The 23,417-nt window shown below is 67.9% G+C and carries 24 protein-coding genes and 2 tRNA genes; 13 read left to right on the forward strand and 13 right to left on the reverse strand.

From position 1 onward, the window contains the following. Positions 1-8 precede the first annotated feature (8 nt). Together JF543_RS12680 and JF543_RS14555 are read right to left on the reverse strand one after the other, a co-directional pair. The gene (locus JF543_RS12680) at positions 9-677 is read right to left on the reverse strand and encodes a response regulator (RefSeq protein ID WP_206821990.1); all 669 of its coding nucleotides are present in this window, start codon (positions 675-677) and stop codon (positions 9-11) included. Continuing rightward, positions 665-1,858, reverse strand: coding sequence for a histidine kinase (locus tag JF543_RS14555; protein WP_206824597.1), 1,194 nt, complete (start codon positions 1,856-1,858; stop codon positions 665-667). The genes JF543_RS12680 and JF543_RS14555 overlap by 13 nt, the downstream gene beginning before the upstream one ends. Positions 1,859-1,997: 139 nt before the next feature. Here JF543_RS14555 and JF543_RS12690 point away from each other — a divergent pair, with 139 nt between their 5' ends. Next, positions 1,998-3,026, forward strand: coding sequence for a CPBP family intramembrane glutamic endopeptidase (locus tag JF543_RS12690; RefSeq protein WP_206821994.1), 1,029 nt, complete (start codon positions 1,998-2,000; stop codon positions 3,024-3,026). Here the strand turns inward: JF543_RS12690 and JF543_RS12695 are convergent. The 3 genes from JF543_RS12695 to JF543_RS12705 are packed head-to-tail and all read right to left on the reverse strand — an operon-like array spanning position 2,990 to position 6,637. Beyond that, positions 2,990-4,630: a DNA repair helicase XPB gene (locus JF543_RS12695; protein ID WP_206824599.1), complete on the reverse strand. Its 1,641-nt coding sequence runs from the start codon at positions 4,628-4,630 to the stop codon at positions 2,990-2,992. The two genes, JF543_RS12690 and JF543_RS12695, sit on opposite strands and share 37 nt — an antisense overlap. Positions 4,631-4,660: 30 nt before the next feature. Further along, positions 4,661-6,346, reverse strand: coding sequence for a helicase-associated domain-containing protein (locus JF543_RS12700; protein WP_206824601.1), 1,686 nt, complete (start codon positions 6,344-6,346; stop codon positions 4,661-4,663). A gap of 15 nt (positions 6,347-6,361) precedes the next feature. After that, a complete protein-coding gene (locus JF543_RS12705; protein ID WP_179410219.1) occupies positions 6,362-6,637 on the reverse strand; it encodes a multidrug ABC transporter ATPase in 276 nt (91 codons plus the stop codon). Positions 6,638-6,735: 98 nt separating this feature from the next. Between JF543_RS12705 and JF543_RS12710 the strand changes: the two genes are divergently transcribed. After that, entirely contained in the window at positions 6,736-7,116 is a 381-nt protein-coding gene (locus JF543_RS12710) for a cold-shock protein (protein ID WP_206824603.1), read from the forward strand. Next, positions 7,100-7,618, forward strand: coding sequence for a DUF3027 domain-containing protein (locus JF543_RS12715; RefSeq protein ID WP_206824605.1), 519 nt, complete (start codon positions 7,100-7,102; stop codon positions 7,616-7,618). The genes JF543_RS12710 and JF543_RS12715 overlap by 17 nt, the downstream gene beginning before the upstream one ends. A gap of 153 nt (positions 7,619-7,771) precedes the next feature. On the opposite strand, the gene serC is transcribed toward JF543_RS12715, so the two are convergent. After that, positions 7,772-8,881 carry a phosphoserine transaminase gene (gene serC / locus JF543_RS12720; protein ID WP_206824607.1) on the reverse strand — a complete coding sequence of 370 codons (1,110 nt, stop codon included), beginning with the start codon at positions 8,879-8,881 and terminating at the stop codon, positions 7,772-7,774. A 102-nt stretch (positions 8,882-8,983) separates the two neighbouring features. Between serC and JF543_RS12725 the strand changes: the two genes are divergently transcribed. The 3 genes from JF543_RS12725 (at position 8,984) to JF543_RS12735 (ending at position 11,554) form a co-directional block, all read left to right on the forward strand. Further along, positions 8,984-9,685: a metal-dependent transcriptional regulator gene (locus JF543_RS12725; RefSeq protein WP_206824608.1), complete on the forward strand. Its 702-nt coding sequence runs from the start codon at positions 8,984-8,986 to the stop codon at positions 9,683-9,685. Between the two features lie 248 nt (positions 9,686-9,933). After that, positions 9,934-10,752 carry a M23 family metallopeptidase gene (locus tag JF543_RS12730; RefSeq protein WP_242519715.1) on the forward strand — a complete coding sequence of 273 codons (819 nt, stop codon included), beginning with the start codon at positions 9,934-9,936 and terminating at the stop codon, positions 10,750-10,752. A gap of 304 nt (positions 10,753-11,056) precedes the next feature. Further along, positions 11,057-11,554 (forward strand): HNH endonuclease, encoded by a 498-nt coding sequence (locus JF543_RS12735; RefSeq protein ID WP_179410224.1) that lies wholly within the window; start codon positions 11,057-11,059, stop codon positions 11,552-11,554. Between the two features lie 20 nt (positions 11,555-11,574). Here JF543_RS12735 and JF543_RS12740 read toward each other — a convergent pair. The 3 genes from JF543_RS12740 to JF543_RS12750 all read right to left on the reverse strand — a co-directional run bounded on the left by JF543_RS12740 (position 11,575) and on the right by JF543_RS12750 (position 13,041). After that, positions 11,575-11,651, reverse strand: a tRNA-Arg gene (locus JF543_RS12740). An 81-nt stretch (positions 11,652-11,732) separates the two neighbouring features. Beyond that, on the reverse strand, positions 11,733-12,074 hold the full coding sequence (locus JF543_RS12745; protein ID WP_206551607.1) for a histone-like nucleoid-structuring protein Lsr2: 342 nt from the start codon (positions 12,072-12,074) through the stop codon (positions 11,733-11,735). Positions 12,075-12,186: 112 nt separating this feature from the next. After that, positions 12,187-13,041, reverse strand: coding sequence for a LuxR C-terminal-related transcriptional regulator (locus JF543_RS12750; RefSeq protein WP_206551608.1), 855 nt, complete (start codon positions 13,039-13,041; stop codon positions 12,187-12,189). A gap of 110 nt (positions 13,042-13,151) precedes the next feature. On the opposite strand from JF543_RS12750, the gene JF543_RS12755 reads away from it, so the two are divergent. Both JF543_RS12755 and JF543_RS12760 read left to right on the forward strand, forming a co-directional pair. Continuing rightward, complete coding sequence (locus JF543_RS12755) at positions 13,152-13,499, forward strand: DUF485 domain-containing protein (RefSeq protein WP_179410227.1); 348 nt, start codon at positions 13,152-13,154, stop codon at positions 13,497-13,499. Beyond that, complete coding sequence (locus JF543_RS12760; RefSeq protein ID WP_179410228.1) at positions 13,496-15,115, forward strand: solute symporter family protein; 1,620 nt, start codon at positions 13,496-13,498, stop codon at positions 15,113-15,115. Before JF543_RS12755 ends, JF543_RS12760 begins: the two co-directional genes overlap by 4 nt. A gap of 74 nt (positions 15,116-15,189) precedes the next feature. On the opposite strand, the gene JF543_RS12765 is transcribed toward JF543_RS12760, so the two are convergent. After that, positions 15,190-15,717 carry a methylated-DNA--[protein]-cysteine S-methyltransferase gene (locus tag JF543_RS12765; RefSeq protein ID WP_179410229.1) on the reverse strand — a complete coding sequence of 176 codons (528 nt, stop codon included), beginning with the start codon at positions 15,715-15,717 and terminating at the stop codon, positions 15,190-15,192. Between the two features lie 168 nt (positions 15,718-15,885). Here JF543_RS12765 and JF543_RS12770 point away from each other — a divergent pair, with 168 nt between their 5' ends. Continuing rightward, on the forward strand, positions 15,886-19,593 hold the full coding sequence (locus JF543_RS12770) for an AAA family ATPase (RefSeq protein WP_431522702.1): 3,708 nt from the start codon (positions 15,886-15,888) through the stop codon (positions 19,591-19,593). Beyond that, positions 19,586-19,765, forward strand: coding sequence for a hypothetical protein (locus tag JF543_RS12775; RefSeq protein WP_179410230.1), 180 nt, complete (start codon positions 19,586-19,588; stop codon positions 19,763-19,765). The genes JF543_RS12770 and JF543_RS12775 overlap by 8 nt, the downstream gene beginning before the upstream one ends. A 97-nt stretch (positions 19,766-19,862) precedes the next feature. Here the strand turns inward: JF543_RS12775 and mscL are convergent, their stop codons facing one another. The 3 genes from mscL to JF543_RS12790 are packed head-to-tail and all read right to left on the reverse strand — an operon-like array spanning position 19,863 to position 21,171. Then, a complete protein-coding gene (gene mscL, locus JF543_RS12780; RefSeq protein ID WP_206824609.1) occupies positions 19,863-20,273 on the reverse strand; it encodes a large conductance mechanosensitive channel protein MscL in 411 nt (136 codons plus the stop codon). Positions 20,274-20,296: 23 nt separating this feature from the next. Further along, positions 20,297-20,563 carry an FmdB family zinc ribbon protein gene (locus tag JF543_RS12785; protein ID WP_179410232.1) on the reverse strand — a complete coding sequence of 89 codons (267 nt, stop codon included), beginning with the start codon at positions 20,561-20,563 and terminating at the stop codon, positions 20,297-20,299. A gap of 11 nt (positions 20,564-20,574) precedes the next feature. Continuing rightward, positions 20,575-21,171, reverse strand: coding sequence for a 5-formyltetrahydrofolate cyclo-ligase (locus tag JF543_RS12790; protein WP_179411795.1), 597 nt, complete (start codon positions 21,169-21,171; stop codon positions 20,575-20,577). A gap of 143 nt (positions 21,172-21,314) precedes the next feature. Between JF543_RS12790 and JF543_RS12795 the strand changes: the two genes are divergently transcribed. The 3 genes from JF543_RS12795 (at position 21,315) to JF543_RS12805 (ending at position 22,982) form a co-directional block, all read left to right on the forward strand. Beyond that, positions 21,315-21,956, forward strand: coding sequence for a GNAT family N-acetyltransferase (locus JF543_RS12795; protein ID WP_179410233.1), 642 nt, complete (start codon positions 21,315-21,317; stop codon positions 21,954-21,956). Positions 21,957-22,022: 66 nt separating this feature from the next. Beyond that, positions 22,023-22,883: a hypothetical protein gene (locus tag JF543_RS12800; RefSeq protein WP_206824611.1), complete on the forward strand. Its 861-nt coding sequence runs from the start codon at positions 22,023-22,025 to the stop codon at positions 22,881-22,883. A 26-nt stretch (positions 22,884-22,909) separates the two neighbouring features. Then, a tRNA-Ala gene (locus tag JF543_RS12805) sits at positions 22,910-22,982 on the forward strand. Positions 22,983-23,417 lie beyond the last annotated feature (435 nt).

The raw sequence follows: 23,417 nt of genomic DNA on the forward strand, positions 1-23,417 counted from the left end.
AAATTCTGTCAGCCGTCGGCCGCCGGGGGACCGGCCTCGTGCACGCAGATCGCCACCTGCACGCGATTCTCTGCGGGGAGCTTCTCCATGATCCGCCGCACATGTGTCTTCACCGTCGCCAGACTCAGGTACAGCGCTTGAGTGATCTCGGCGTTGGTGAGGCCCTTTCCGACGGCCTCGGCGACCTCGCGTTCGCGCGGGGTGAGCAGGGCGAGTCGGTCGAGAGCGGCCTGGCGTCGGCCTTCTGAACGGCCGCTGGTGGCTGCGCCCACCAGCTGGCGGGTCACCGACGGCGAGAGCATCATCCGACCGTGCGCCACGTCGTGCAGCGCGGCTACCAGCTCGACCGGTGGGGTGTCTTTGAGGAGGTAGCCCTGTGCGCCGCTCTGCAGGGCGCCGAGCACCTCGGCATCCGCATCGAACGTCGTGAGTATCAGAATCCTCGCCGCCGGGTCCTCGCTGAGGATCTGCGCCGTTGCCTGGATGCCGTTCATGCGCGGCATTCGCACGTCCATCAGTACGAGGTCCGGCCGCACTCGCGCGTACGCCTCTACGGCCGACAGCCCGTCGTTGGCCTCGCCGACGATTCGGATGCCCTCGCTGCCGTCGAGCAATAGCCGCAGTCCCGCGCGTACGAGCTGTTCGTCGTCGACCAGTAGCAGTCTCAGCTCTGCCATGGGATCACCACCGAGACCTCGAACGTGCCGGCATTCCGAGTCATCGTGTACTCGCCTCCGGAGAGCCGCGCGCGCTCGGCGACGCCGATCAGTCCGTACCCGCCCGGCTCAGTCTCAGACGGCGGGGTCGCATCGACGGCGTTGCGCGCGACGAGTCGCACCGTCGAGTCGTGCTGCGTCAATCGGAGCGTGACCCTCTCTCCGGGCGCATGGCGTCGCGCATTGGTCAGCAGCTCTTGCGCTATGCGGAAGAGGCTCCTGCCGACGGCACCGGGGATGCCGTCGATCTGAAACTCCTCGACATCGATCACCGCGCCTGCGGCTCTCGCCTCTTCGACGAGCGAGGTGATGTCCTCGGCCTGGGGAGGCGGTCCGCTCATCGGGGAGACCGGAGCACCGTCGCGCAGGACGCCGAGAATGACGCGGAGTTCGTCGAGCGCGACTCGGGTGTTCTCGCGGATCAGTGCAGCGGTCTGGCCGATTTGCCCCGCGCTCAGATCGTGGCGATACTCCAAAGCGCCGGCGTGGACAGTGATCAGTGAGAGCCGGTGCCCGAGGGCATCGTGCATCTCTCGGGCGATGCGTGCACGCTCCTGTGTGCGGGCCTGCGTCAGCCGGCCGGCTTCAGCGGCGAGGCCCCGCTCCTGTCGCTCCCGCTGCAGCTGGCGTCGTGCGCCGACCAGCAGGCCGAGCAACACGAGTGATGCCGTGGCGACCGCGCCGACGATGACGAGTTCCCGGAACGGAACGTTGTCAGAGGGCGGATGGATGGGCAGGGGAGCTACCGCGATCGCGAAGAAGAGCGCGGCGATCAGCGCCGTCTGCACAGCTGTCGTCCGAGAGCGACGGCGCGCTGCGACCGTGACGACCAGTGCGGCCGCAGCGACCGCTCCGAGGGTGGAGAAGGTCGAGAGGGCGACGCCCACAGAGGGAGCCACACGCGGAAGGCGATGCCGCAGAGCATAAAGCACGATGATCAGGGGGCCGACGGCGAGGTCGAGCACGATGCTCAGCCCGATCAGGTTCGCCTCGGGTGCGTCGAGCGGCGCGGTTTCGAGGGCCATCCCCCAGGTGAGAATGAATGCCGCGACGCCGAGCACGGTCACCGCGCCCAGTCTCCAGATCGCACGCCACCAACGGCGGGCGCGCTGAGCGCGGGCGTCCGGGATGGGTGTGGTCACCGCTCAACACTATTGCGCACGCACACGGCTCAGGATCGACCGAAAGACTGAGCCGCACGACGGGAGATCCATCCGCCGGGAAGGGGCGTGAGTCTTTCGGTCGATGCGCGCGCACGATGCCGACCATGACGATGAGAGCATGACATCTGTCCCGCTCGCCAACGCCGACTTCCCCTACGACGTCGAGTTCCACCGACTCGCCCGCATGCGCCCCCACTACCGCTGGTGGCGCGTGCTGCTCACCGGGGTGGTCGGCATCGTGCTGTATGTGTCGTTGGGCGGGACAGTCATGATGATGTTGGCGATCGCTGCCGTGTTCCTGCCGGCCGTTGGCGTGGCCGTTGATTCGTTCATGGCCTCGTCGGATACGGGTAGCTTCGACCTCGACAACCCCTGGCTGGTGGCGAGCCTGCTTGTGCCGCTGATCATGTTGTTCCCGGTGCTGCTCATCGCCTCGCGGCTGGTCCAGGGCCGCGACACCGGGCTACTCAGCTCGGTGGTCGGCCGTATCCGCTGGCGCTGGCTTGGCCGCACCCTGTTGCTGGCAATGGGAGTGTTCACGACGGGATTCGCGATCTGGATCGGCCTCGAAACCGCGTTGGGGGTGCCGCTCGAGCTGACGTTCGCACATCCTGGCATCCCGGTCATGCTGCTGCTCGTCGTGCTGCTGGTGCCGTTCCAAGCCGCAGCGGAGGAGTACGTGTTCCGTGGATACCTGATGCAGCTGATCGGCGCATGGCTGCGGCATCCCGCCTTCGCCATCCTGTTGCCGGTGCCGTTGTTCGTGCTCGGCCACGGCTACGACGTGTGGGGCGGGCTCGCGATCGGAGTGTTCGCTGCCGTCGCCGGCTGGTTGTGCTGGCGCACCGGTGGGCTGGAAGCAGCGATCTCGATGCACATCGTCAACAACGTGATGATCTTCGCGCTCGCCAGCATCGGGCTGGTGGATGGCAACGCGACTTCGGGCACACCGGTCGTCTTGCTGGCGCAGTCCTCGATCATCGTCGGCTACGCGCTGCTGGTGGTCCGCACCGCCGACCGGCAGGGTGTGCGGCGGCGCGGCGGCGGAATGATCCGCCGGCACGGCCCGGGGCAGGCCAGCCAGCCGGAGAACGATCAGGCCGAAACAGCTCAGGCCGCGAGGTCGTGGGCGTCGAGGATCGTGTAGCTGTACCCCTGCTCGGCGAGGAACCGCTGCCGGTTCTGTGCGTAGTCCTGGTCGACGGTGTCGCGGGCGATCAGCGTGTAGAAGCTCGCCGTGTGGTTCGACTGCTTGGGGCGCAGCAACCGGCCCAGACGCTGGGCCTCCTCCTGGCGGGAACCGAACGAACCCGACACCTGGATGGCGACGGATGCCTCAGGCAGGTCGATTGAGAAGTTCGCGACCTTCGAGACCACGAGAAGCGAGATCTCGCCTTCGCGGAACTGCCGGTACAGCTCCTCACGTTCGTCGACCGGTGTCGCACCGGTGATCTGCGGCGCACCGAGGGCATCCGAAAGCGCCTCGAGCTGGTCGAGGTACTGGCCGATGACGAGGATTCGCTCACCGGGGTGCTTGTCGATCAGCTCGCGCACGGCGGTGATCTTCGCCGGTGCCGATGCCGCGAGGCGGTAGCGCTCGTCGTCGGTCGCGGCGGCGTACTCCAGCCGGTCGCTCGGCGGCAGATCCACCCGCACCTCGAAGCACGCCGCGGGCGAGATGAACCCCTGCGCCTCGATCTGCTTCCACGGTGCGTCGAAGCGCTTCGGTCCGATCAGGCTGAACACATCGCCTTCGCGGCCGTCCTCGCGTACCAGCGTGGCGGTCAGTCCGATCCGGCGGCGCGCCTGCAGATCAGCGGTCAGCTTGAACACCGGCGCCGGCAGCAGGTGCACCTCGTCGTACACGATCAGCCCCCAGTCCATCTCGTCGAGCAGCGACAGGTGGGCGTACTGGCCCTTCCGCTTCGCCGTCAGAATCTGGTAGGTGGCGATCGTGACCGGCTTGACCTCCTTGGCCTGCCCGGAGTACTCGCCAATCTCCTCGGGAGTCAGCGAGGTGCGCTTGAGCAACTCGTCGCGCCACTGGCGGGCCGAGACGGTGTTGGTCACCAGGATCAGCGTCGTCGTCCCGGTTGCCGCCATGGCTCCCGCGCCGACGATCGTCTTTCCGGCGCCACAGGGGAGTACGACCACCCCAGAACCGTCCTTCGCGAACGCGTCGACGGCCTCGCGCTGGTAGGGGCGCATCGTCCAGCCGTCCTCGGCGAGATCGATCTCGTGCGGAGTGCCGGGGGTGTACCCGGCGAGATCCTCGGCCGGCCATCCGATCTTGAGCAGCTCCTGCTTGACCTGCCCGCGCGCCCAGGCGTCGACGACGTAGGTGTCGGGACTCGGATGCCCGATGAGCAGCGGTTGGATGCGCTTGTTCCCCGCCACCTGTGTCAGCACCGCCGGATCGCTGGAGCGCAGGATGAGCGCGCCCTCGTCGTCGCGCTCGATCACCAGGCGGCCGTACCGGTTCACCGTCTCGCGCAGGTCGACGGCGACCGATGGCGGCACGGGGAAGCGCGACCACCGGTCGAGTGTCTCGAGCATGTCCTCAGCGGTGTGGCCCGCCGCGCGAGCGTTCCACAGACCCAGTCGCGTGATGCGGTAGGTGTGGATGTGCTCCGGCGCGCGCTCGAGCTCGGCGAAGATCGCCAGTTCGTGCCGGGCCGACTCGGCATCGGCGTGCGCGACCTCCAGCAGCACGGTGCGGTCGCTCTGGACGATCAGGGGGCCATCAGACATAGCGGATCAGTCTACCCGCCGCCCATGTGGTCAGCTCTCCAGCATCCGCACCGAGCGGATGCTGCGCACCGGCAGCGTTCGCTCCACGTCGGCGGCGCGGTCGCGACCGCGCAGGCGGCCGCCGCCGAGCCCGGATGCCTCCAGCGTGAGCTCCCGGCTCGAACCGTCGGGCATCGCCACCTCGACGACCACGAGTGCGCGAGCGCGGACTGCTGCATCCAACTCGCGGTCGAGCCAGGCGGCATCCGCATCCGGCCCCTGCCGGGCGCGCAGCCGTGCGATCAGCGGCGCGTACGACGGCTCGTGCGGGCCCTCGGCCGGTGCCAGCCGGGTGCGCGAGGCGGCCACCGGGATCCCGTCTCGATCCACCAACGTCGCCGGGTAGCGGGCGTCGGTCAGAGCCCAGGTCACGGTCTGCGCACCGACCCGCGACACGAGCACGTCGCCATCGCGCACCAGGCCCATCGGGCGCAGGTTGCGATCGATCTCGATCGCTTCCAGTAGATGGTCGTCAGCGCTCGACACCACCGTGCCGCCGGTCGCGTCGGGGCCGACTCGCACCAGGCCATGACGCGCCGCCGTCTGGGCGAGCAGGTACTCCAGGGGTTGCGGGACGCCGGTCAGCGACACCTCGCGCAGGAACTCGAGGATCCTCTGCTCGGTCTCACCTTCGGCCAGTGCACGAGCGAGGGCATCCGCCGTGAAACGGTACGACGACGCCTGCGCCGCCGACTCGTGTTCGGTCATCGCCCGCAGCCGGTTGTCGAGTGCCGGCACCAGGGGGCCCGGCGCGATCGCGGTGAGGTCGTTCTGCAGGAACAGCCGGTCCACCTCGGTCGGCAGGAGCGCTTCGAGCGCGCTCGTGTCAACGGCTGCGCCGGTGCGCAGCGGCTCAGCCCACTCGGGTTCGGTGCCGTCCTCGGCGAGTAAGCCCAGGTGCTCGGCGAGCCGCTGCAGCTGCGCGGCCCGCGCCGGCCAGGCCGGGTCCCAGGGATGCGCCTGCGGCCAGTGCGCCGCCGGAAGCCACCCGTTCGCGGAGCGGATGCCGCGCGGCAGAGCCGCCCGGAAAGCGTCGGCGACCTGCGCCCATCGCGGTCCGAACGAGGCAGTCAGCCACTCCTCGGCGCCGGCGGTGATGCGCAGTTCGCGGTCGACCGGACGCACGAGCCCGGCCATCTCGGCGAGCGTCCGAAGATCCTCGACGTTGCCGGCACCGGCGAACTGTCGCCGCTCCGAGGCACTCAGCGCGCCGGTCGCCACCAACGACAGCGGTGCGGAACGCGTCGCAAGCAGCAGATCGGCCACCGCGCCGATGGTCGTGAAGGCGCGTTCCGCGGCGCGTGCGGCGACGGCGTCGGATGCCCTCTCCACGGTGGTCTGCGCGGGGTGCGGCACCGGGCCGCGGGCCGTCACGGCGGCGGCGACCGGTGCCGGTGCGCGGCCGTCGGCGTCGAGAAGCGCGAGATCGTCCAGGGCGGCCGGAGCTGTGGCATCCGATGATCCGGTGACCGCCGCATGCACCGTCTGCGCCTCAGGCAGAGTGAGCGCTTCGAGACCGCGATCGATCGACGCGGACTCGAGCAACGCCTCGGCCGCGTCGAAGAAGTCCTCCCACGCGACGTCCGGGCGCACCCCCCTGATGCGCAGCAGCCGTTCCAGCTGCGCATCGCTCGCCGCGGCGAGCCGGTCGGCCAGCGGGCGTGCGTGGGTGCTCATCGGGGCCGCTTGTTCTCAGGACCGCTTGTTCGCGCGTCCCTTGCGCACGAAACTGATCGTCAGCAGCGCGATGATCATCACGAACGCCAGCGGCAGCCCGAACAGGGGGAGCGCCGCGACGAACGGCCAGACACCGCTGCCGAACGACTCCTGATCCATGCCGGTGGACGTTCCGATGATGATCGCGAAGAAGCTGATGATGGAGGCGGCGGCGAGGCCGAGCGCCCCGTACGCCAGGAATCGTTCCAGGCTGCCGGTGCGTGGTTCGGGGCTCTGCTCATGCGTGCTCATCCTTCTCAGCGTATCGCCTGCGGCTCACCGGCAGACGGGTAGGCTGGAGGTAGTCGCGCGCCGCGCGGCTTTTCATCATTCTTCAGTGAGGTTCTCGCATGCCCACCGGCAAGGTCAGGTTCTACGACGACGAGAAGGGGTTCGGCTTCATCGCAGGCGATGACGGTCAGGACGTCTTCCTGCACGCCTCGGCCCTTCCCGAAGGCGTCGCGGTCAAGAAGAACTCGCGCGTCGAGTTCGGTCTCGCCGACGGTCGCAAGGGGCCGCAGGCGCTGTCCGTGCGCGTGCTGGACGCCCCGCCGAGCCTGGCGAAGGCCGCACGCAAGAACGCCGACGACATGGCCATCATCGTCGAGGACCTGGTGCGTCTGCTCGACGAGATGGGCGGAGCACTGCGCCACGGGCGCTACCCCTCCCCGGCCCAGGGTCGCAAGATCGCTGCCGTGCTGCGCAAGGTCGCCGATGACCTCGACGCCTGACGAACTCGCCGCGGCGACGCGAGAGCTCGCCCTGGCCGCGCTGCACGAGATCACTCCTGCGGCAACGGTCGGCCCGCCCGCCGGGTACAGCGTCGACGACTCGGGCGCCGTCTCACTGCGCTTCGAGAACCGTCTCTCCGGGTATCCGGGGTGGTACTGGACGGTCAGTGTCGCCCAGGTCGACGACGCGGAGCCCACCGTGCTCGAGGTCGAGCTCATGCCGGGCGAGGGTGCGCTACTGGCACCGGACTGGGTGCCGTGGGCTGAGCGCCTGGCCGAGTACCGTGCACATCAGGCAGAACTCGCTGCGCAGGGCGCAGAGTCGGATGCTGACGAAGAAGACGCCGAGGACGATGACGCCGACCTCGACGACGTCGACGACCTCGACGCGTCGGACTTCGACGAGGACGGCTCGCCGCACCTGCACGGCGGAGATCTCGACGGCGTCGACATCGACGAGCTCGATGAGGATGACGCTGATGAGGTGGACGACGAGTCCTAAGCCGCGCGTCTGCCGAGCCCCGCGCTCTGAACCGCTCGCTCTCTGACGCCTTAACCGCTCGCTCACTGACGAACTCGCGCGCTGACGACGATAGAGCCCCGCCTGCGGACCGATGGTCTGCGGGCGGGGCTCTGTGTTGAAGTCAGGCCTGGATCAGCCCTGCTGTGCAAGCACGTAGTCGATCGAGCGGATCAGCTGCCGCACGTCATCGGGTTCGATCGCCACGAACGTCGCCACCCGCAGCTGGTTGCGGCCGAGCTTGCGGTACGGCTCGGTGTCGACGACGCCGTTCGCGCGCAACGTCTTGGCGATGGTTGCGGCGTCGATGCTGTCGTCGAAGTCGATCGTGACGACGACGGGGGAGCGGTCGGCCGGGTTGGCGACGAACGGCGTCGCGACGTCGGATGCGCTTGCCCAGTCGTACAGCAGGCCGGAGGACTCCGCGGTGCGGGCAGCGGCCCAGCTGAGGCCTCCGTTGCCCAGCATCCACTCCAGCTGCGAGTCGAGCAGGTGCAGGGTGGTGAGCGCCGGTGTGTTCAGCGTCTGGTTCAGGCGCGAGTTGTCGACCGCGTTCTTCAGGCTGAGGAACTCGGGGATGTATCGGTCCGAGGCGGCTATGCGATCGATGCGTTCGATGGCAGCCGGCGACATCGCGGCGAACCAGATGCCGCCGTCCGAGCCGAGGTTCTTCTGCGGTGCGAAGTAGTACACGTCCGCCTGCGTGGCGTCGAAGTCGATGCCACCGGCCGCGCTGGTCGCATCGATGACCGTCAGTGCCCCGTCGGCGGCGACGCGCTGTACAGGGGCGGCGACGCCGGTGGAGGTCTCGTTGTGAGGCCAGGCATACACGTCGACGCCGTCGACGGGCTCGGGCGTCGTCGCGGTGCCCGGCTCTGCCTGGCGGACGTCGGGTGTCTCCAGCCACGGAGCGGCGGCGGCCTTGGCGAACTTGCCGCCGAACTCGCCGAACACGAGGTTCTGGCTGCGGCGCTCGATGAGGCCGAATGCCGCGGCGTCCCAGAACGCCGTGGAGCCACCGTTGCCGAGCACGATCTCGTACCCGTCCGGCAGGCGGAACAGGGTCGTGAGACGCTCTCGGACGCTGCCGACGAGGTTCTTGACGCCCGCCTGGCGGTGCGAGGTGCCCAGCAGGCTCATGCCCACCGAGGACAGCGCCTCGATCTGCGCGGGGCGCACTTTGGACGGACCACAGCCGAAGCGTCCGTCGACGGGCAGGAGTTCACGGGGGATCTCGATCGCCATGCTGTTGATTGTATGCCGCATGGGAAGTGCCATCCGTCGTGTGACGAGCCGCTGACGACCGCCGGGAAGGTAGGCTTGCCTAACACGCTTCGGAGGGCCCGCATGACCGATTTGATCGACACCACAGAGATGTATCTGCGCACCATCCTCGAACTCGAGGAGGAGAACATCGTGCCGCTGCGCGCACGCATCTCGGAGCGCCTCGGGCACTCCGGTCCGACCGTCTCGCAGACGGTGGGGCGCATGGAGCGCGACGGCCTGGTCGTCGTGTCTGAGGATCGGCGCCTCGAACTCACCGAGGACGGTCGCCGCAAGGCCGTCGACGTGATGCGCAAGCACCGTCTCGCCGAGCGCCTGCTGTCGGATGTCATCGGTCTGGACTGGGCGTACGTGCACGACGAGGCGTGCCGGTGGGAGCACGTGATGAGCGAGCAGGTCGAGCGCCGCTTGGTCGAACTGCTCGGGCATCCGACCGAATCCCCCTACGGCAACCCGATCCCCGGTCTCGACCAGCTCGGTGACGTCGCCACGCCGGCGTTCGACGAGGGCGTCATCGGATTGGTCAAGAAGCTCGACGCCGAGGGCGGCCCCATTCAGGGCACCGTGCGCCGTCTCGCCGAGCCCGCGCAGGTCGACCCCGAGCTTCTCGAGCAGTTGCGCGAGGCCGGTGTCGTGCCCGGCGCAACAGGCGACTACCGCTACAGCGAGGGGTACGTCCTGATCCGTATGGAGGGTCGGGAAGAGGGGCTGGAGCTTCCGGTCGAGCTCGCATCGCACATCTTCCTGGTTCAGCAAAAGGCCTGATCAGAAGTCGTTTTTTGGTCAGTGGGGCGGATTGCCAGGTTCTGAGGGTGACAGAAACGTTATCGTCCGGTAGCCTCGGTGAAGTCGTCGGCGCAGAAGCCCGCCGGTGACGATCGCGAGGATCGCCTCCCCGGTTCATCGTCCTCGCGAGCAGTTCGCACAACGTGCCGTGTCATACGTGCCCGAGAATCGACATTGCTGATGAACCGGCGCTTTACCCGAGCGCGGAGGCGCAGGAGGACACCCTTTTGGCCGCAGATATCGTCACGACCGAGACAGCTGAAGACAAGAAGTCCGTACGGGCGCGCGTATCCGACGCACGCCGCGCGAGCGTCAAGCCGATGCGAACGGTCGCGATCTTCGCGGCCGTGAGCGCACTGGTCGCCGCTGTCGCGCTTCCCGCCTACGCAGCGACCAACCCGGTCACAGACCAGGCAACCACCCTGCAGCAGATGGCTGTGAGCGATGCGCAGTCGCTCGTTGTCGCTTCAGAGGCCACTGCAGCGCCTCTGGAGCGCGGTGAGTACTCGGCGACCACGCCGGACGAGATCGCGAAGAAGAAGGCCGAAGAGGCAGCCAAGGCCCGTGCCGCGGCGGCCGCTCGTGTCGCCGCGGCCAACAACAGCGGCGCTGCGATCAGCGATGCCGACCTCCGGCTGGCAGCCGCCGGCTCGGGTGCGGTCCGCTATCCGGTTCCGCAGGGCTCGTACTTCGTCAGCCGCACGCTCAACAGCGGACACAACGGCGCCGACATGGTCGCCCCCGCAGGCACGCCGATCTTCGCCTCTGCCAGCGGTGTGGTGCGCATCTCCTCCGAGAGCCACTACGGCTACGGTGTAGCCGTAGTGATCGACTCGGTCGTCGGCGGACAGCGCGTGTCAACGCTCTACGCGCACATGATCAACGGAAGCCGCGCCGTGCAGGCGGGGCAGACCGTCGAGGCCGGCCAGTTCATCGGCAAGGTCGGCAACACCGGCCGCTCCTACGGAGCGCATCTTCACTTCGAGGTGCGGGTCAACGGATCGCTCGTCGAGCCGATCAGCTGGCTGCGCGCCAACGCTTCCTGACCCGACACGTTGCCGCGGTTCATCTGCGGTTCGCCTTCTGGTCAGGGCGATGGGCTAGCCTGTACGCGTCGTCGTACAGGCAGGAGAAGCAGATGGAACCGATACCGGGCATCCGAACCATGGATGCGCACGGCCATCGGAGCCATCTGCACCGTCCGCAGGGACGGTTCGGTTCCGCCGAGCGCGAATGGCGCTGTCGCTAGACAGCGCCTTTTTCGTCTCTGCCCTCATCTGCCGCCCGTGCGACGTTGTGTGAGTCGAGAGTGCCGGGAAGCCATCCCGGCGGATCGAAGGGATGACGACGATGCGCACACTGGTACTGAACGCCGGATATGAACCGCTCACGGTGGTCTCGTTCAAGAGAGCCCTGGTCCTGGTCATGAATGACAAGGCGAGCGTGATCGAACACGTGGAGAACGACCCCGTTGTGGCCGGACGCAACGCGTACGACAGACCCGTCGTGATCCTGCTCACCCGCTACGTGCGCGTGCCGTCCACGCGCAGAGTGCCGGTGACGCGTCGCGGCGTGCTGCGTCGCGATGAGCACCGGTGCGGCTACTGCGGCAAATCCGCGGCGACCATCGACCATGTGCTTCCCCGTTCCCGTGGGGGAGGGAACAGCTGGGAGAACCTCGTCGCCTGCTGCCTGAGGTGCAACAACGCCAAGAGCGATCGCACGCCGCAGGAGATGGGCTGGGCGCTGCGAGTGACGCCGCGGCAACCGCGTGGTACGTCGTGGACGCTGCGGGGCGCGGAGCGAGGAGACCCGCGGTGGGAGCCGTATCTGGCGCTTGCAGCCTAGCCGTTCGGCCGACGCATTGCTGGTGCCCTCGACAGGATTCGAACCTGCGACCTGCCCTTTAGGAGAGGGCTGCTCTATCCAACTGAGCTACGAAGGCGCACGGCAAGTCTAACCGTGTCGGATCGGTGACGAGAGCGCGAGAGGGTGCCGGGAAGAACCCGGCACCCTCTCGGCGTCGTCAGTGAGCGGCGTTGTAGGCGTCTACGATTTCGGCGGGAATGCGCCCGCGCTCGGAGACCTCGTGGCCCTGCTCCTTCGCCCACGCGCGGATCGCGGCGGAATCGGAGTTGCGTGCCGCACGGCGGCGGGGGGCCGATGCGCGGGCTCCAGACGCCGACGACCGGCGTCCTGCTTCGATGTACGGCGCGAGCGCGACACGCAGCTCCTCGGCGTGAGCAGCCGTCAGATCGATCTCGTAGGCGGTTCCATTCAGAGAGAAATGAATGGTCTCGCCCTCGCCGACCTCGAGCAGTGTTCCGTCGATGTCGTCAACCAGTTGATGCACAATTCGTCGAGCCATGCAGGTCACACTATTCCGATATCTCGGAGGTGGCAATACGCCACGCGCATTGATGTCAGAGAATTGCGCCGCCGAAGATCTCAAATTCGACGAATCAATTCAGTCGATCGATTCAGGGCAATAGGCCGAGACGGCGGGCTCGGGTCACAGCCGCGTGGCGCGTCGAGGCATCGAGCTTCGACATCGCCGCACCAAGGTACGCCTTGACAGTGCCTTCGCGCAGGCTGAGCTGGGCAGCGATCTGTGCATTCGTCGATCCCATCGCGGCGCACGAGAGCACATCCAGTTCGCGTCGCGAGAGGTGCACGGTCTGCACGGGTTCGGTCACGGGCTCTGCCTGGGTCGCGGCAAGTCCCAGCAGCCGCCGTTCGACGGACGCGATCCGACCGCGTAGCGCGTCATCGGTGAGCAACGCGGCGATGCTGCGCAACTCAGCGAAGCTCTCGCGCAGGTCCTCGCGCTGCGTGGCGTCCAGCACCGGGGCCGGTGCCATCTCGCGCACGCGTCGCTCTACCTCGTCGCGCACCCGCAGCTCGGTGCCGATCCGTTGCACGACGCCCATGGCGGGAGCCGTCGTGACTCCGCCGATCTGCGATTCCTCCCACGCGCCGGCGTAGAGGACGCCTCGGGGGCGGCCGTCTACGATGATCGGCAGCGCCAGCAGAGTGCGCAGGCCTTCGCCCAGCACGTACACGTCGTAGTCGTGAGTGATCTGTCGGGAGGTGCGGTAGTCATTGGTCATCCGCGGACGCAACTCGATCATCGCTCGTCCGCCCAATCCGCGCTCGGGTCGGACGCTCAGTCCGTCCAAGCTGCGCGTGCGGTTTCCGATGATGTTGGTCACCGACACGGTGCCGTGATCGATGAGTCCGCCGAATGCGACCGGGAAACGGGTACAGCGAGCCAGCTCGCGCACCCCCTCGGCGACGAGCTGCTCGACCGGTTCGCACCGTGCGATCGTGCTCAAACGACTACCAACTTTCGGGGGTGACGACCCCGTCCACCCATTTCGTAGCGTCGACCCTATCACTCGCGCGGCACTGCCGCGTGGCAATGGACATGCGGCAAGGAGGCCTCATGACAGATCGAATCATCGATGAATCCGGTGGCGGAATCGACTACATCGCGGTGGAGGAATCCGAGAGGTTCCAGGGACTCAAGCGCATGCAACGGTCATTCATCTTCCCGCTCGCGGCGTTCTTCCTGCTGTGGTACTTCGCCTATGTACTGCTCGCCGCATTCGCTGCGGACTTCATGAGCCAGCGCGTCTGGGGCGACATCACGGTCGGACTGATTCTCGGACTCGGACAGTTCGTCACGACATTCGCGATCACGATGGCGTACGTTTCCTTCGCGAACCGCAAGCTCGATCCGGTGGCGAAAGAGATCCGTGAGGACCTGGAGCGGGCGGAGGTCGCGAAATGACCGAGATCACGTATGCCGCCGCGAATTCGCAGAACGATCCCGTTCTCAACATCGCCATCTTCGGCGCATTCGTCGCCGTCACACTCTTCATCGTGATCCGCGCCAGCCGCAACAACAAGACGGCGGCTGACTACTACGCGGCCGGTCGCTCGTTCAGCGGCACGCAGAACGGATTCGCGATCGCGGGCGACTATCTGTCGGCCGCGTCCTTCCTCGGAATCGTCGGGGCGATCGCCGTGAACGGCTACGACGGGTTCCTGTACTCGATCGGATTCCTCGTCGCATGGTTGGTGGCCCTGTTGCTCGTCGCAGAGCTGATGCGCAACACCGGCAAGTTCACCATGGCCGACGTGCTCGCGTTCCGTCTCAAGCAGCGTCCCGTGCGGATGGCGGCTGCGGTGACAACCCTCGCTGTGTGTTTCTTCTACCTGCTCGCGCAGATGGCCGGCGCCGGCGGGTTGGTCTCACTGCTGCTCGGCATCGACAGTCGTGTCGGGCAATCGGTCGTGATCGCGATCGTCGGTGTGCTGATGATCGTGTACGTGCTCATCGGAGGTATGAAGGGCACCACGTGGGTGCAGATCGTCAAGGCGGGCCTGCTCATCGCGGGCGCCGTCGGCATGGCGCTGTGGGTGCTCGCCCTGAACGGGTTCAGCTTGAACACGCTGTTGGAGGCCGCGGTGGCGCAGTCGCCTGACGGTGAGAAGGTGCTCGGCCCGGGCCTCAAGTACGGTGCGAACCCGATCGACTTCATCTCGCTGGGCATGGCGCTGGTGCTCGGCACGGCAGGGCTGCCGCACGTGCTGATGCGCTTCTACACCGTGCCTACGGCCAAGGAGGCGCGCCGATCGGTGGTGTGGGCGATCTGGCTGATCGGCCTGTTCTATCTGCTGACGCTGGTGCTCGGCTACGGTGCCGGAGCACTGGTGGGTGGCGAGACGATCCTCAGCGCTCCCGGAGGCGTCAACTCGGCCGCGCCCCTGCTGGCACAGGCGCTGGGCGGCCCCGTGCTGATGGGCTTCATCTCGGCGGTGGCTTTTGCCACGATCCTGGCGGTCGTGGCCGGCCTCACCATCACGGCGGCGGCATCGTTCGCCCATGACATCTATGCGAACGTCATCAAGCGCGACAAGAACGGAAAGGTGACGGCCGACCCGAACGGCGAGGTCAAGGTCGCTCGGCGCACCGTCATCGTGATCGGCGTGCTGGCGATCCTCGGCGGCATCGGCGCCCAGGGGCAGAACATCGCCTTCCTCGTCGCGCTGGCCTTCGCCGTGGCCGCCAGTGCGAATCTGCCGACCATCCTCTACTCGCTGTTCTGGAAGAAGTTCAACACCCGTGGCGCGGTGTGGAGCATGTACGGAGGTCTGCTGGGAGCGATCGGTCTCATCGTCATCTCGCCGGTGTTCTCGGGTTCGGAGACCTCGATGGTCCCCGGTATCGACATCGCGATCTTCCCGCTGAGCAACCCGGGGATCATCTCGATTCCGCTCGGATTCTTCCTCGGCTGGCTCGGTACCGTGACCGCCAGGACGAAGGAGTCGCGTGCGCTCGCCGCCGAGATGGAGGTGCGTTCGCTCACCGGCTTCGGTGCGGAGAAGGCGGTCGATCACTAGACGACCGCGCGTGGCGCGACCAGCGCCCACCGACCAGCGGACCCCGGCGGCCTACTCGCCGGGGTCCGCTGCGTTCACGATCCCGAACCCGTCTCACGTTCGAGGTCGAGGAGGAAGCGCTTGCGCTCGGGGTGGGAGCCGTACTGGCCCGGCGACCCGTCGGAGCGGATCACGCGATGCACCGGCACGATCACCGAGAACGGGGTGAGTCGGCACGCGGTGCCCACGGCCCGCGCCGCACCCGGGCTGCCAGCGGTCATGGCCACCTCGCCGTAGCTCATCGTCTCGCCCCACGGAATCGTGCAGATCGTCTGCAACGCCGCGCGGGCGAACCCGTCGATCAGCCGCCAATCGAAGGCGATGCGTTCGTCGAATCGGATCGGCTCGCCCTCGAAGTAGTCGGCGACCAGATGTGCGAGCTCGTCGGCGGCGCCCGGGTCGTGCCTCAGCGGTACACCCAGGCGGCGGCCGAAGCTCTCGAGCAGCCACGGCACGCTGGGGTCGTCCGTCTCGGAGAGATCGAAGCCGACGACGCCGGTATCGGAGAACACCGCCAGCGCATCGCCGAACGGTGTCGGAACGTAGTCGTGTCGGAAGGTCATGACCCCATCATCGCGTCGGGCACGGACGGCGTGGTCCCGAGTGCCGCTGTCGGTGGAGAACCGCACGAGAGTGCCGATTGTGGAGGAGAAGTGGGCGCGGGGGCCGGGAAACGCCGTGTACCGGCCAGAAATACGAGGCACGGCGCGTGCGCCGCTTAGGCTGGCCATGTGTGGCGACGAGATACGAAAGGCGCCGAGGATGCCGGAGCTGAACCCACGGTGAGACTCGGCGATCTGAGCGACTCCGCAACCGGCGTCGAGATCGCGCACGCTGCCGAGACGTTGCGCGCGAGTCTGCGCGCCCAAGCCGCCGACCTCGGCGGGTCCTCGCCGCTCGTGACCTTCGTCGAAGCGCCCGACGCCGGCATCGACATCTCCACAGCGCACCCCGGAAGCCTGCCGCAGTTCATCACGGGGCGCTCGACGCTGCTGTCGAACCTCTTCCGTGATGAGGTGGGGTTGCGCACCGCGCGCCTCGCCGCCGAGCGCATCACCACTCGCGGTGCGGAACTGCGCGCCGTGCGCGGCATCGACGCGGTGCGACTGGCCGTCGGGATCGCGCGTTGGAGGCTCGGTGGCGTCGACTTCGCAGCTCCGGTGCTGCTACGCCCCCTGGCCATCCGGCGGCACCACGCCGACTTCGAACTCAAACTGCACGGTGCGTTCGAAGTTAACCCAGAGCTCGTGCGGGTCGCACGTGAGCACTTCGGTATCGATCTGGATCCGGCCGGGCTCGCCCGTCTCGCGTACGACGGTGGGATCTTCAAGCCGCAGCCGGTGATCGACCGGCTGCGCACGTTGACCCAGTCCATCGATACCTTCGCGGTGCACCCGCGCCTGATTGTCTCGACGTTCGCCGACGTCGCCGGACCGATGGTGCGCGACATGGTCGACCTCGACCACCCGGTACTCAACGCGCTCGGCGGCCACGCCGATGATCGTGAGCAGGCGAGGGCTCGCCGCGAGGCGCCCGCCGTCACCGATCCGGACGACCGGGCACCGGCATCCGAGACCCTCCTGCTCGATGCCGACGCCGAACAGGAGGCGGTGCTCGCGCGCATCGCGGCCGGGCATTCGCTGGTGGTGTCTACGCTGCCGGGAACAGGCGGTACCCAGACCGTGATCAACGCGCTGGGCGCCTTCGTGCGTGCAGGCAAGCGTGTGCTCGTGGTCTCGGCGCGCCGATCCACGCTCGACGGGGTGGCACACCGGCTCGCCGGTGTCGGACTGGAGGGGCTCGCTGTCTCGCCGGGAGCCGTGCGCCGCGACCTCATCAAGGCCATCGGACGCAACGAGAAGGCGACCAGGCCGAAGGCCACCGAGATCGACGAGGCGCTCGTGCGCCTGCGCGCCGTGCTTCGCGACTACCGTGCCGCCGTCACCCAACCGGTGGGGCGCACGGGGGCATCCGTCCTCGATGCCACACGACAGCTGACCCGACTCGCCCTGCACGCGGTCCCGCCGTCGACCGGCGCGCGCCTGTCGATGGATGCGCTGGAGCGCCTTTCCGGCGATCGCAGTGATGCAGCGCAGGCGCTGACCCGCGCCGCACGACTGGGTGAGTTCCGGTTCGGACCCGATGATTCACCCTGGTACGGCGTCAGCTTCGACAGCGCCGAGAAGGCGCAGCACGCGCACGAGCTTGCCGGGCGGTTGCACACCGCGGCCGTTCCCGCCGTGCTGGAGCAGGGTTACGAGCTCATCGCCCAGACGAGCATGCGTCCGTTCTCGACGATCGACGAGCTCGGCGAATACGTGCGTCTGCTGCAGGGCGTTCGGGACTCCCTCGATCACTTCAGTCCGACCGTCTTCGAACGCCCGCTGGGCGAGCTCATCCGTGCCTACGGTTCGCGGCGTGACGCTCCCGGGATGTCGGCGGCGAACCGGCGACGGCTGAAGAAGCTCGCTCGCGAGTACGTGCGTCCGGGCGCTCATGTCACCGAGATGCACGAGGCGCTGCTGCGCATCCAGCAGCAGCGCACGCAGTGGCAGCGCTATGTCGAGGCCGGCGTCGCACCGCAGGTACCACTCGGACTGTCGGATGTGCACGCCGCATGGCAGCGAGTGTCGGCTGAACTCGCTGAACTCGACACCGCCCTGGGGCGCAAGGAACCGCTGTCGGCGCTGCCGGTGGCACGTCTGGTGCGCACGCTGTCGGGGCTCGCCGCGCGTTCGGCGGTGTTCGACAACCTGATCGAGCGCACTGAGATCCGCGACGCGCTCACCGATCTCGGTCTGCGCCCGTTGCTGGCCGACCTATCGGTGCGGCACGTTCCCGAAGAGCGCGTGGCGGACGAACTGGAGTTCTGCTGGTGGCAGTCGCTGCTCGAACGCGCCCTGCAGGATGACCGTTCATTGCTCGGCGCCAACACTGCGGTCGTCGATCGGCTCGAGCGCGATTTTCGTCTGGTGGATGAGGCGCACACGGCGATGGCCGGCCCGTTGCTGGCCTGGAACCTCGCGAACCAGTGGCGGATCGCGATCGTCGACGAGCCCGCGCAGGCCGCGAACCTGCGTCGTGCGCTGAAGGGCGGTGAGGCCACACCCGCCGAGATCGTGTCGGCCGCGCCCGACCTGGTGCGGGTGCTCGCCCCGGTCTGGATAGCTTCGCCCTACGAGGTGCCCGAGATCCCCGACTCCGTGGATTTCGACGCGGTCCTGCTGGTGGACGCCGCGGCCGTCAACCTCGCCGAGGCGGCACCGGCCATCCGTCGTGCCCGTCAGATCGTCGCGCTCGGTGACCCGGTCACGCAGCGTCCGACGCCGTTCGACGTCGCGACGCTGCCGGCGGCGGATTGGGAACGCGAGGTGGACTTCGACGATGTCTCGGCCTTCGAACGTCTCGCCGACCTGTTCCCGGTCGTCACACTCACCCGCAGTTACCGCGCGGGTGGCGAGGACTTGGCCGAGCTGATCAACGATGCCTTCTACGGCGGTGAGATCGTCTCGCTGCCGTGGGCGGGTTCATATCTGGGTCGGGGAAGCCTCACCGTCGACTACGTCGAAGGCGGAGTGGGGATGCCCGACCCGCGCACCGGCGCGGTCGAGAGCCCCGATGCTGAGGTCGCCCGGGTCGTCACCCTGGTGGTCGAGCACGCGGTGCACCGGCCCACAGAGACGCTGATGGTGGTCACGGCGAGCCGGCGTCACGCCGAGCGCGTGCGCACCGCCGTCGCCGCGGCGCTCGCCGGGCGATCGGACGTCTCGGACTTCGTCGGACGCGACACAGCCGAGCCATTCGCCGTGTTGACGCTGGAGGAGTCGGTCGCCGAGAGCCGTGACCGTGTGGTGTTCTCGCTGGGCTACGGGCTGACTCGTCATGGCCGTGTGCTCAGCGACTTCGGCGACTTGTCGCAGGAGGACGGCGACCGTCTGCTCACGGTCGGTATGACGCGGGCCCGGCGATCCATGGTGATCGTCTCGTGCATCCGCCCGTCGTCCTTCGATGAGGGGCGCCTCGCGCACGGCGCGGCCACGCTCATGTCGATCCTCGGCGGGCTCGCGGCGCGCAGCCGCGACGCACGCCTGGAGGACCTCGCGGATCCGCTCACGCTGGCTCTGGCACGCGAACTGCGCCGCCTCGGCGCCGCCGTCGACGTCGACTACCGCGGGCTTCTGCCGCTGGTCGCGCAGCACGACGGTCGTGCCGTGATCATCGAATCCGATACCGAGCTGGGTGGCGAGTCGCTGCGTGAGAGCCTGCGGCTGCGCCCGCAGGTGCTGCGCCGACTGGGATGGCACTACGTGCGCGTGCACGCCTTCGACCTGTACAGCGACCCGGTGACCGTCGCACGGCGCGTGGCGACCGTGCTCGGCATCGGCGAGGACACGGTGCGTGCCGACAACGACACGCAGCCCCTGGATATCGATGACTGACCAGCCGCGTCAGCGCATCGTGCGCGTCGCGGGCGCGCGTCGCGCGAAACTGACCGCGGTCGAGGGGGCGACGAGCGAGCCTCACACCCCGAGCGAGCGCACCGCCGCGCCGAAGGGCGCGAGCGGACCCAATGACGAGCGGATGCTGCGCGACGTCCCTCCGCACTACTGAGCAGGCTGTCTCGCGGGGCGGACCTGCCGCGAGATCGTGTGCCGGAACGACGAAAGCCCCGCACCGAGAAGGAGCGGGGCGTTCGCGGACGGTTCGTTCAGTCGTCGGCGTTGTGGCGGCGCAGGGCGTCGCGGATCTCGATGAGCAGCTCCTGCTCGGTCGGGAGGGTCTCTTCCTCAACGGCGGGGTTCTTCGCCGCCTGGCGCTCCTTGTACTTGTTCATCGGCACGACGAAGACGAAGTACACCACGATCGCGACGGCGAAGAAGCTGATGACCGCCGAGATGAGCTCACCGATCGGGAACGTGACCGGCTGGCCGTAGAGCCCGGTGACGGTCCAACCGACTTTGCCGGCCTCATCCGCCTGGAAGAACAGCTCGACCAGCGGCGTGATGATCGCCGAGACGACGGCGTTGACGATCGCGGTGAAGGCGCCACCGATGACCACCGCGACGGCCAGGTCGATGACGTTGCCCTTGGTGATGAACTCTTTGAAGCCCTGAATCATGATTCCCCCTGTGTACGCAAGACCTATGCGGGGCTCTTCGAGGCCGCAGGAGCGGCACTGCTCGAAGAAGCCGACTTCGATGATGCCTGATCGGCCTTCGCAGCGGGAGCATTTCCCCGCGAGTCGGTGCGGTAGAACCCCGCACCGTTGAAGGTCACGCCGATCGAGCCGTACTGCTTGCGCAAGGCGCCACCGCACTCGGGGCAGATGGTGAGCGCGTCATCCGAGAAGCTCTGCACCGCGTCGAAACGGTGCTCGCATGCGGTGCAGGCGTAGGCATAGGTGGGCATGGGGCTCCCTGTCAGTTGCGCGCAGGGGAGAACGTGATGGTCTGCGTCGGGGTGACGACGCCGTCCACCGGCTGATCGTGCATCTCGCGCGGCAGCGAATCGAGTACTTCCGAATCATAGATGACCGCGTAGACGGGTGGGCATTTCTCCATCGACCCGAGCGTCTTGTCGAAGTAGCCGCGCCCCCAGCCCAACCGGGTGCCGTCGCGGTCGACGGCGGCTGCGGGGATGAGCATCAGGTCCACGTCGCCGACGGCGATCGGGCCGAGCACCTCGCCGGTCGGCTCGAGCAGCCCGAAGAGCCCCTCGGCGACGTCGTCGGCATCGCCGGCGACGGCCCAGTCCAGCAGGCCGTCGGCCCGGGTGATGGGGAGCAGCACACGGATGCCTCTTTCGAGCGCCCCCTGCAGGAACACCGCCGTGCTGGGCTCGCTGACGGTGGAGAGGTAGCACGAGACGGACTGCGCATCGTGCACGGCCAGCAGCGCATCCAGTTGCGCGGCCAGGCCGGTAGCGGCGTCCTCGCGTTGCGCGTCGGAGAGGAGCTGGCGGCGCTCGCGCAGTTCGGCGCGCAGGGCCCTCTTGTGCTGTTCTGCTTCGCTCGACATGGCATCGAGCATACGGGCACGTGCGTCGCGGGCATCCGCCTTCTCCGAGGATCCGCGCAACAGCGCGGCTATGCTGAGCCGCATGGCGAAGATGACGGCGGTCGTTCCCACGTCGGGATCGGGAACGCGGTAGGCGTCCGACGATGATCCTCCCCTCGGAACCGCTGCCCGCCCTGCAGTACGATCGCGTGGCGTTGCGCCTGGTGCGCGTCCGCGACGCCCGCACGCTGCAGCGGGAACTGCTCGCCAATCGCTCCTGGCTGCAGCCGTGGGAGGCGACGATCCCCGGTGGCGTCGCCACTTTCGACATGCGCGTCAGCATCCGCCGCCTGCTCCAGCAGTACCGCGACGGTGGGGGCTATCCGTTCGTGATGGAGTACGACGGTGAGATCGCCGGGCAGCTCAACATCTGGGGCGTTGCGCGCGGCTCGTTGGCCTCGGCGACGATCGGGTACTGGGTGAGCGAGCGCTTCGCGGGCCGCGGCATCACGCCGACCGCGGTCGCCCTGGCGACGGACGCCGCGTTCGAGCAGTACGGCCTGCACCGCATGGAGATCTGCATCCGACCGGAGAATGTGGCGAGCCTGCGGGTCGTGCAGAAACTCGGCTTCCGATACGAGGGTCTGCGGCGCCGGTACATCCACATCGACGGCGATTGGCGTGACCACTATGCGTTCGCGTTGACGCGCGAGGACGTGCCCCGTGGCGTGCTGGCGCGCTGGGTGGCAGGTGACGCTCCGGAGTCGGCCGCGATGATCGCACCTGGGGATCTCCCGCACGTCTGAGCATGTCGTGACGACACGCGATCGAAAGTTGGGCTGGCCTGCGGCTGGTCGCCTACCGTGGTCTGTATGGACGGGCCGGTGCTGAGTGGGGGCGTGATCGTACTGGTCGCGGTGCTGCTCTGGGCGCTGTACTTCCTGCCGAGTTGGCGGGGCCGTCATCAGTACTACGCGGCCGAGCGCAATGCGGTGCGTCTCAATCAGGCGCTGCGTGTGCTCGCCGAGACCAGCGAGACTCCCGAGGAAGTCCGCCTCGAGCTGACCGCCCGCACCGCCCACGCACAGCAGAAGCTGGCCAAGCGCGTGCAGGCAGAGAAAGAGAACGCGCGTCTGGAGATGCTTCGTCAGGAGCTCGCGGCGGCGCGGCAGGATCCACTCGTCCGGCAGGCGCGTGCGCGCCGACGTGTACGTCTGGCGGCGAGCAGCATGCTGGTGCTCGGACTGACGCTCCTGGCCCTGGGGATCTGGCCGCTCATGGCGAACGGCTCTTGGCCTGCGGCGGCCAGCGGACTGGCCCTCATGGTTCTCGGTGTCACCGTGCTGGCCCGCATGGCGCGCGTCGCCCGCCGTGCGGCGCGCCGTGCGCGCCCGCAGATCGTCGCCGCCGATGCGGAACGCGTGTCGCCGCCGCTTCACGACCAGGGCCCCGCCTACTGGACGCCGCGCCCGCTGCCGCAGCCGATGGTCACCGTCGCCGGCTCACGTGCGCAGAGCGCTCGGGCCGAGGCGGATGCCCAGGATGAACGCCGTCGTTCGGCTCAGCGCGAGGAACTGCGCCGCCGGGCGGAGGAGATCGCACCGCCGGCACCGGCCGAGCTACCTGCGGCACGTGTAGAGGCGGAGTCGCCGTACGCGCGCATGGGTGTGATCGATGACGCTGAGATCGAGGCGCACGTGCGCGAACTGCTCGCTCGTCGATCCGCAGGCTGAACGCGTGATATTCTGACTGAGTTCACGGGCCTATGGCGCAGTTGGTAGCGCGCCTCGTTCGCATCGAGGAGGTCAGGGGTTCGAATCCCCTTAGGTCCACAGAACACAGAGGGCCCTCCCCGCGCTCAGCGCGGAGAAGGCCCTCTTCGTTGTATCGGAGCGCCTGGCTGCAGAGCGCCGGCTCACGGGGGAGCGCGCGACACGCCCGGGTGCGGGGGTGATTTGCCGGGATGCCCGGAGCCACGTAAATTATTACTTGTTCGCCCCAAGCGGTTGAGCGGAAAGCCTCCGGGCTCAGCTCCCCTCCAAGTAGCGAACAAGTCACCTCCACTTCATCCTCGGATGAACGGCCCCGTGTCGGAGAGCGTGACGGTTCCGCCCGGAGTCGATTTGACAGTCGGGTCGGGATGATTATGATTGTGAAGTTGCCTTGCGCGTCTGGCCTTTGTTGGTTGGTGTGTGGGTGCGTCCGATCCTTGAGAACTCAACAGCGTGCACTTGTCAAATGCCAAATTATCCTCGTCCAGTCTTTTT

This window comes from Microbacterium esteraromaticum (assembly GCF_017303215.1).
Classification (GTDB): domain Bacteria; phylum Actinomycetota; class Actinomycetes; order Actinomycetales; family Microbacteriaceae; genus Microbacterium; species Microbacterium esteraromaticum_C.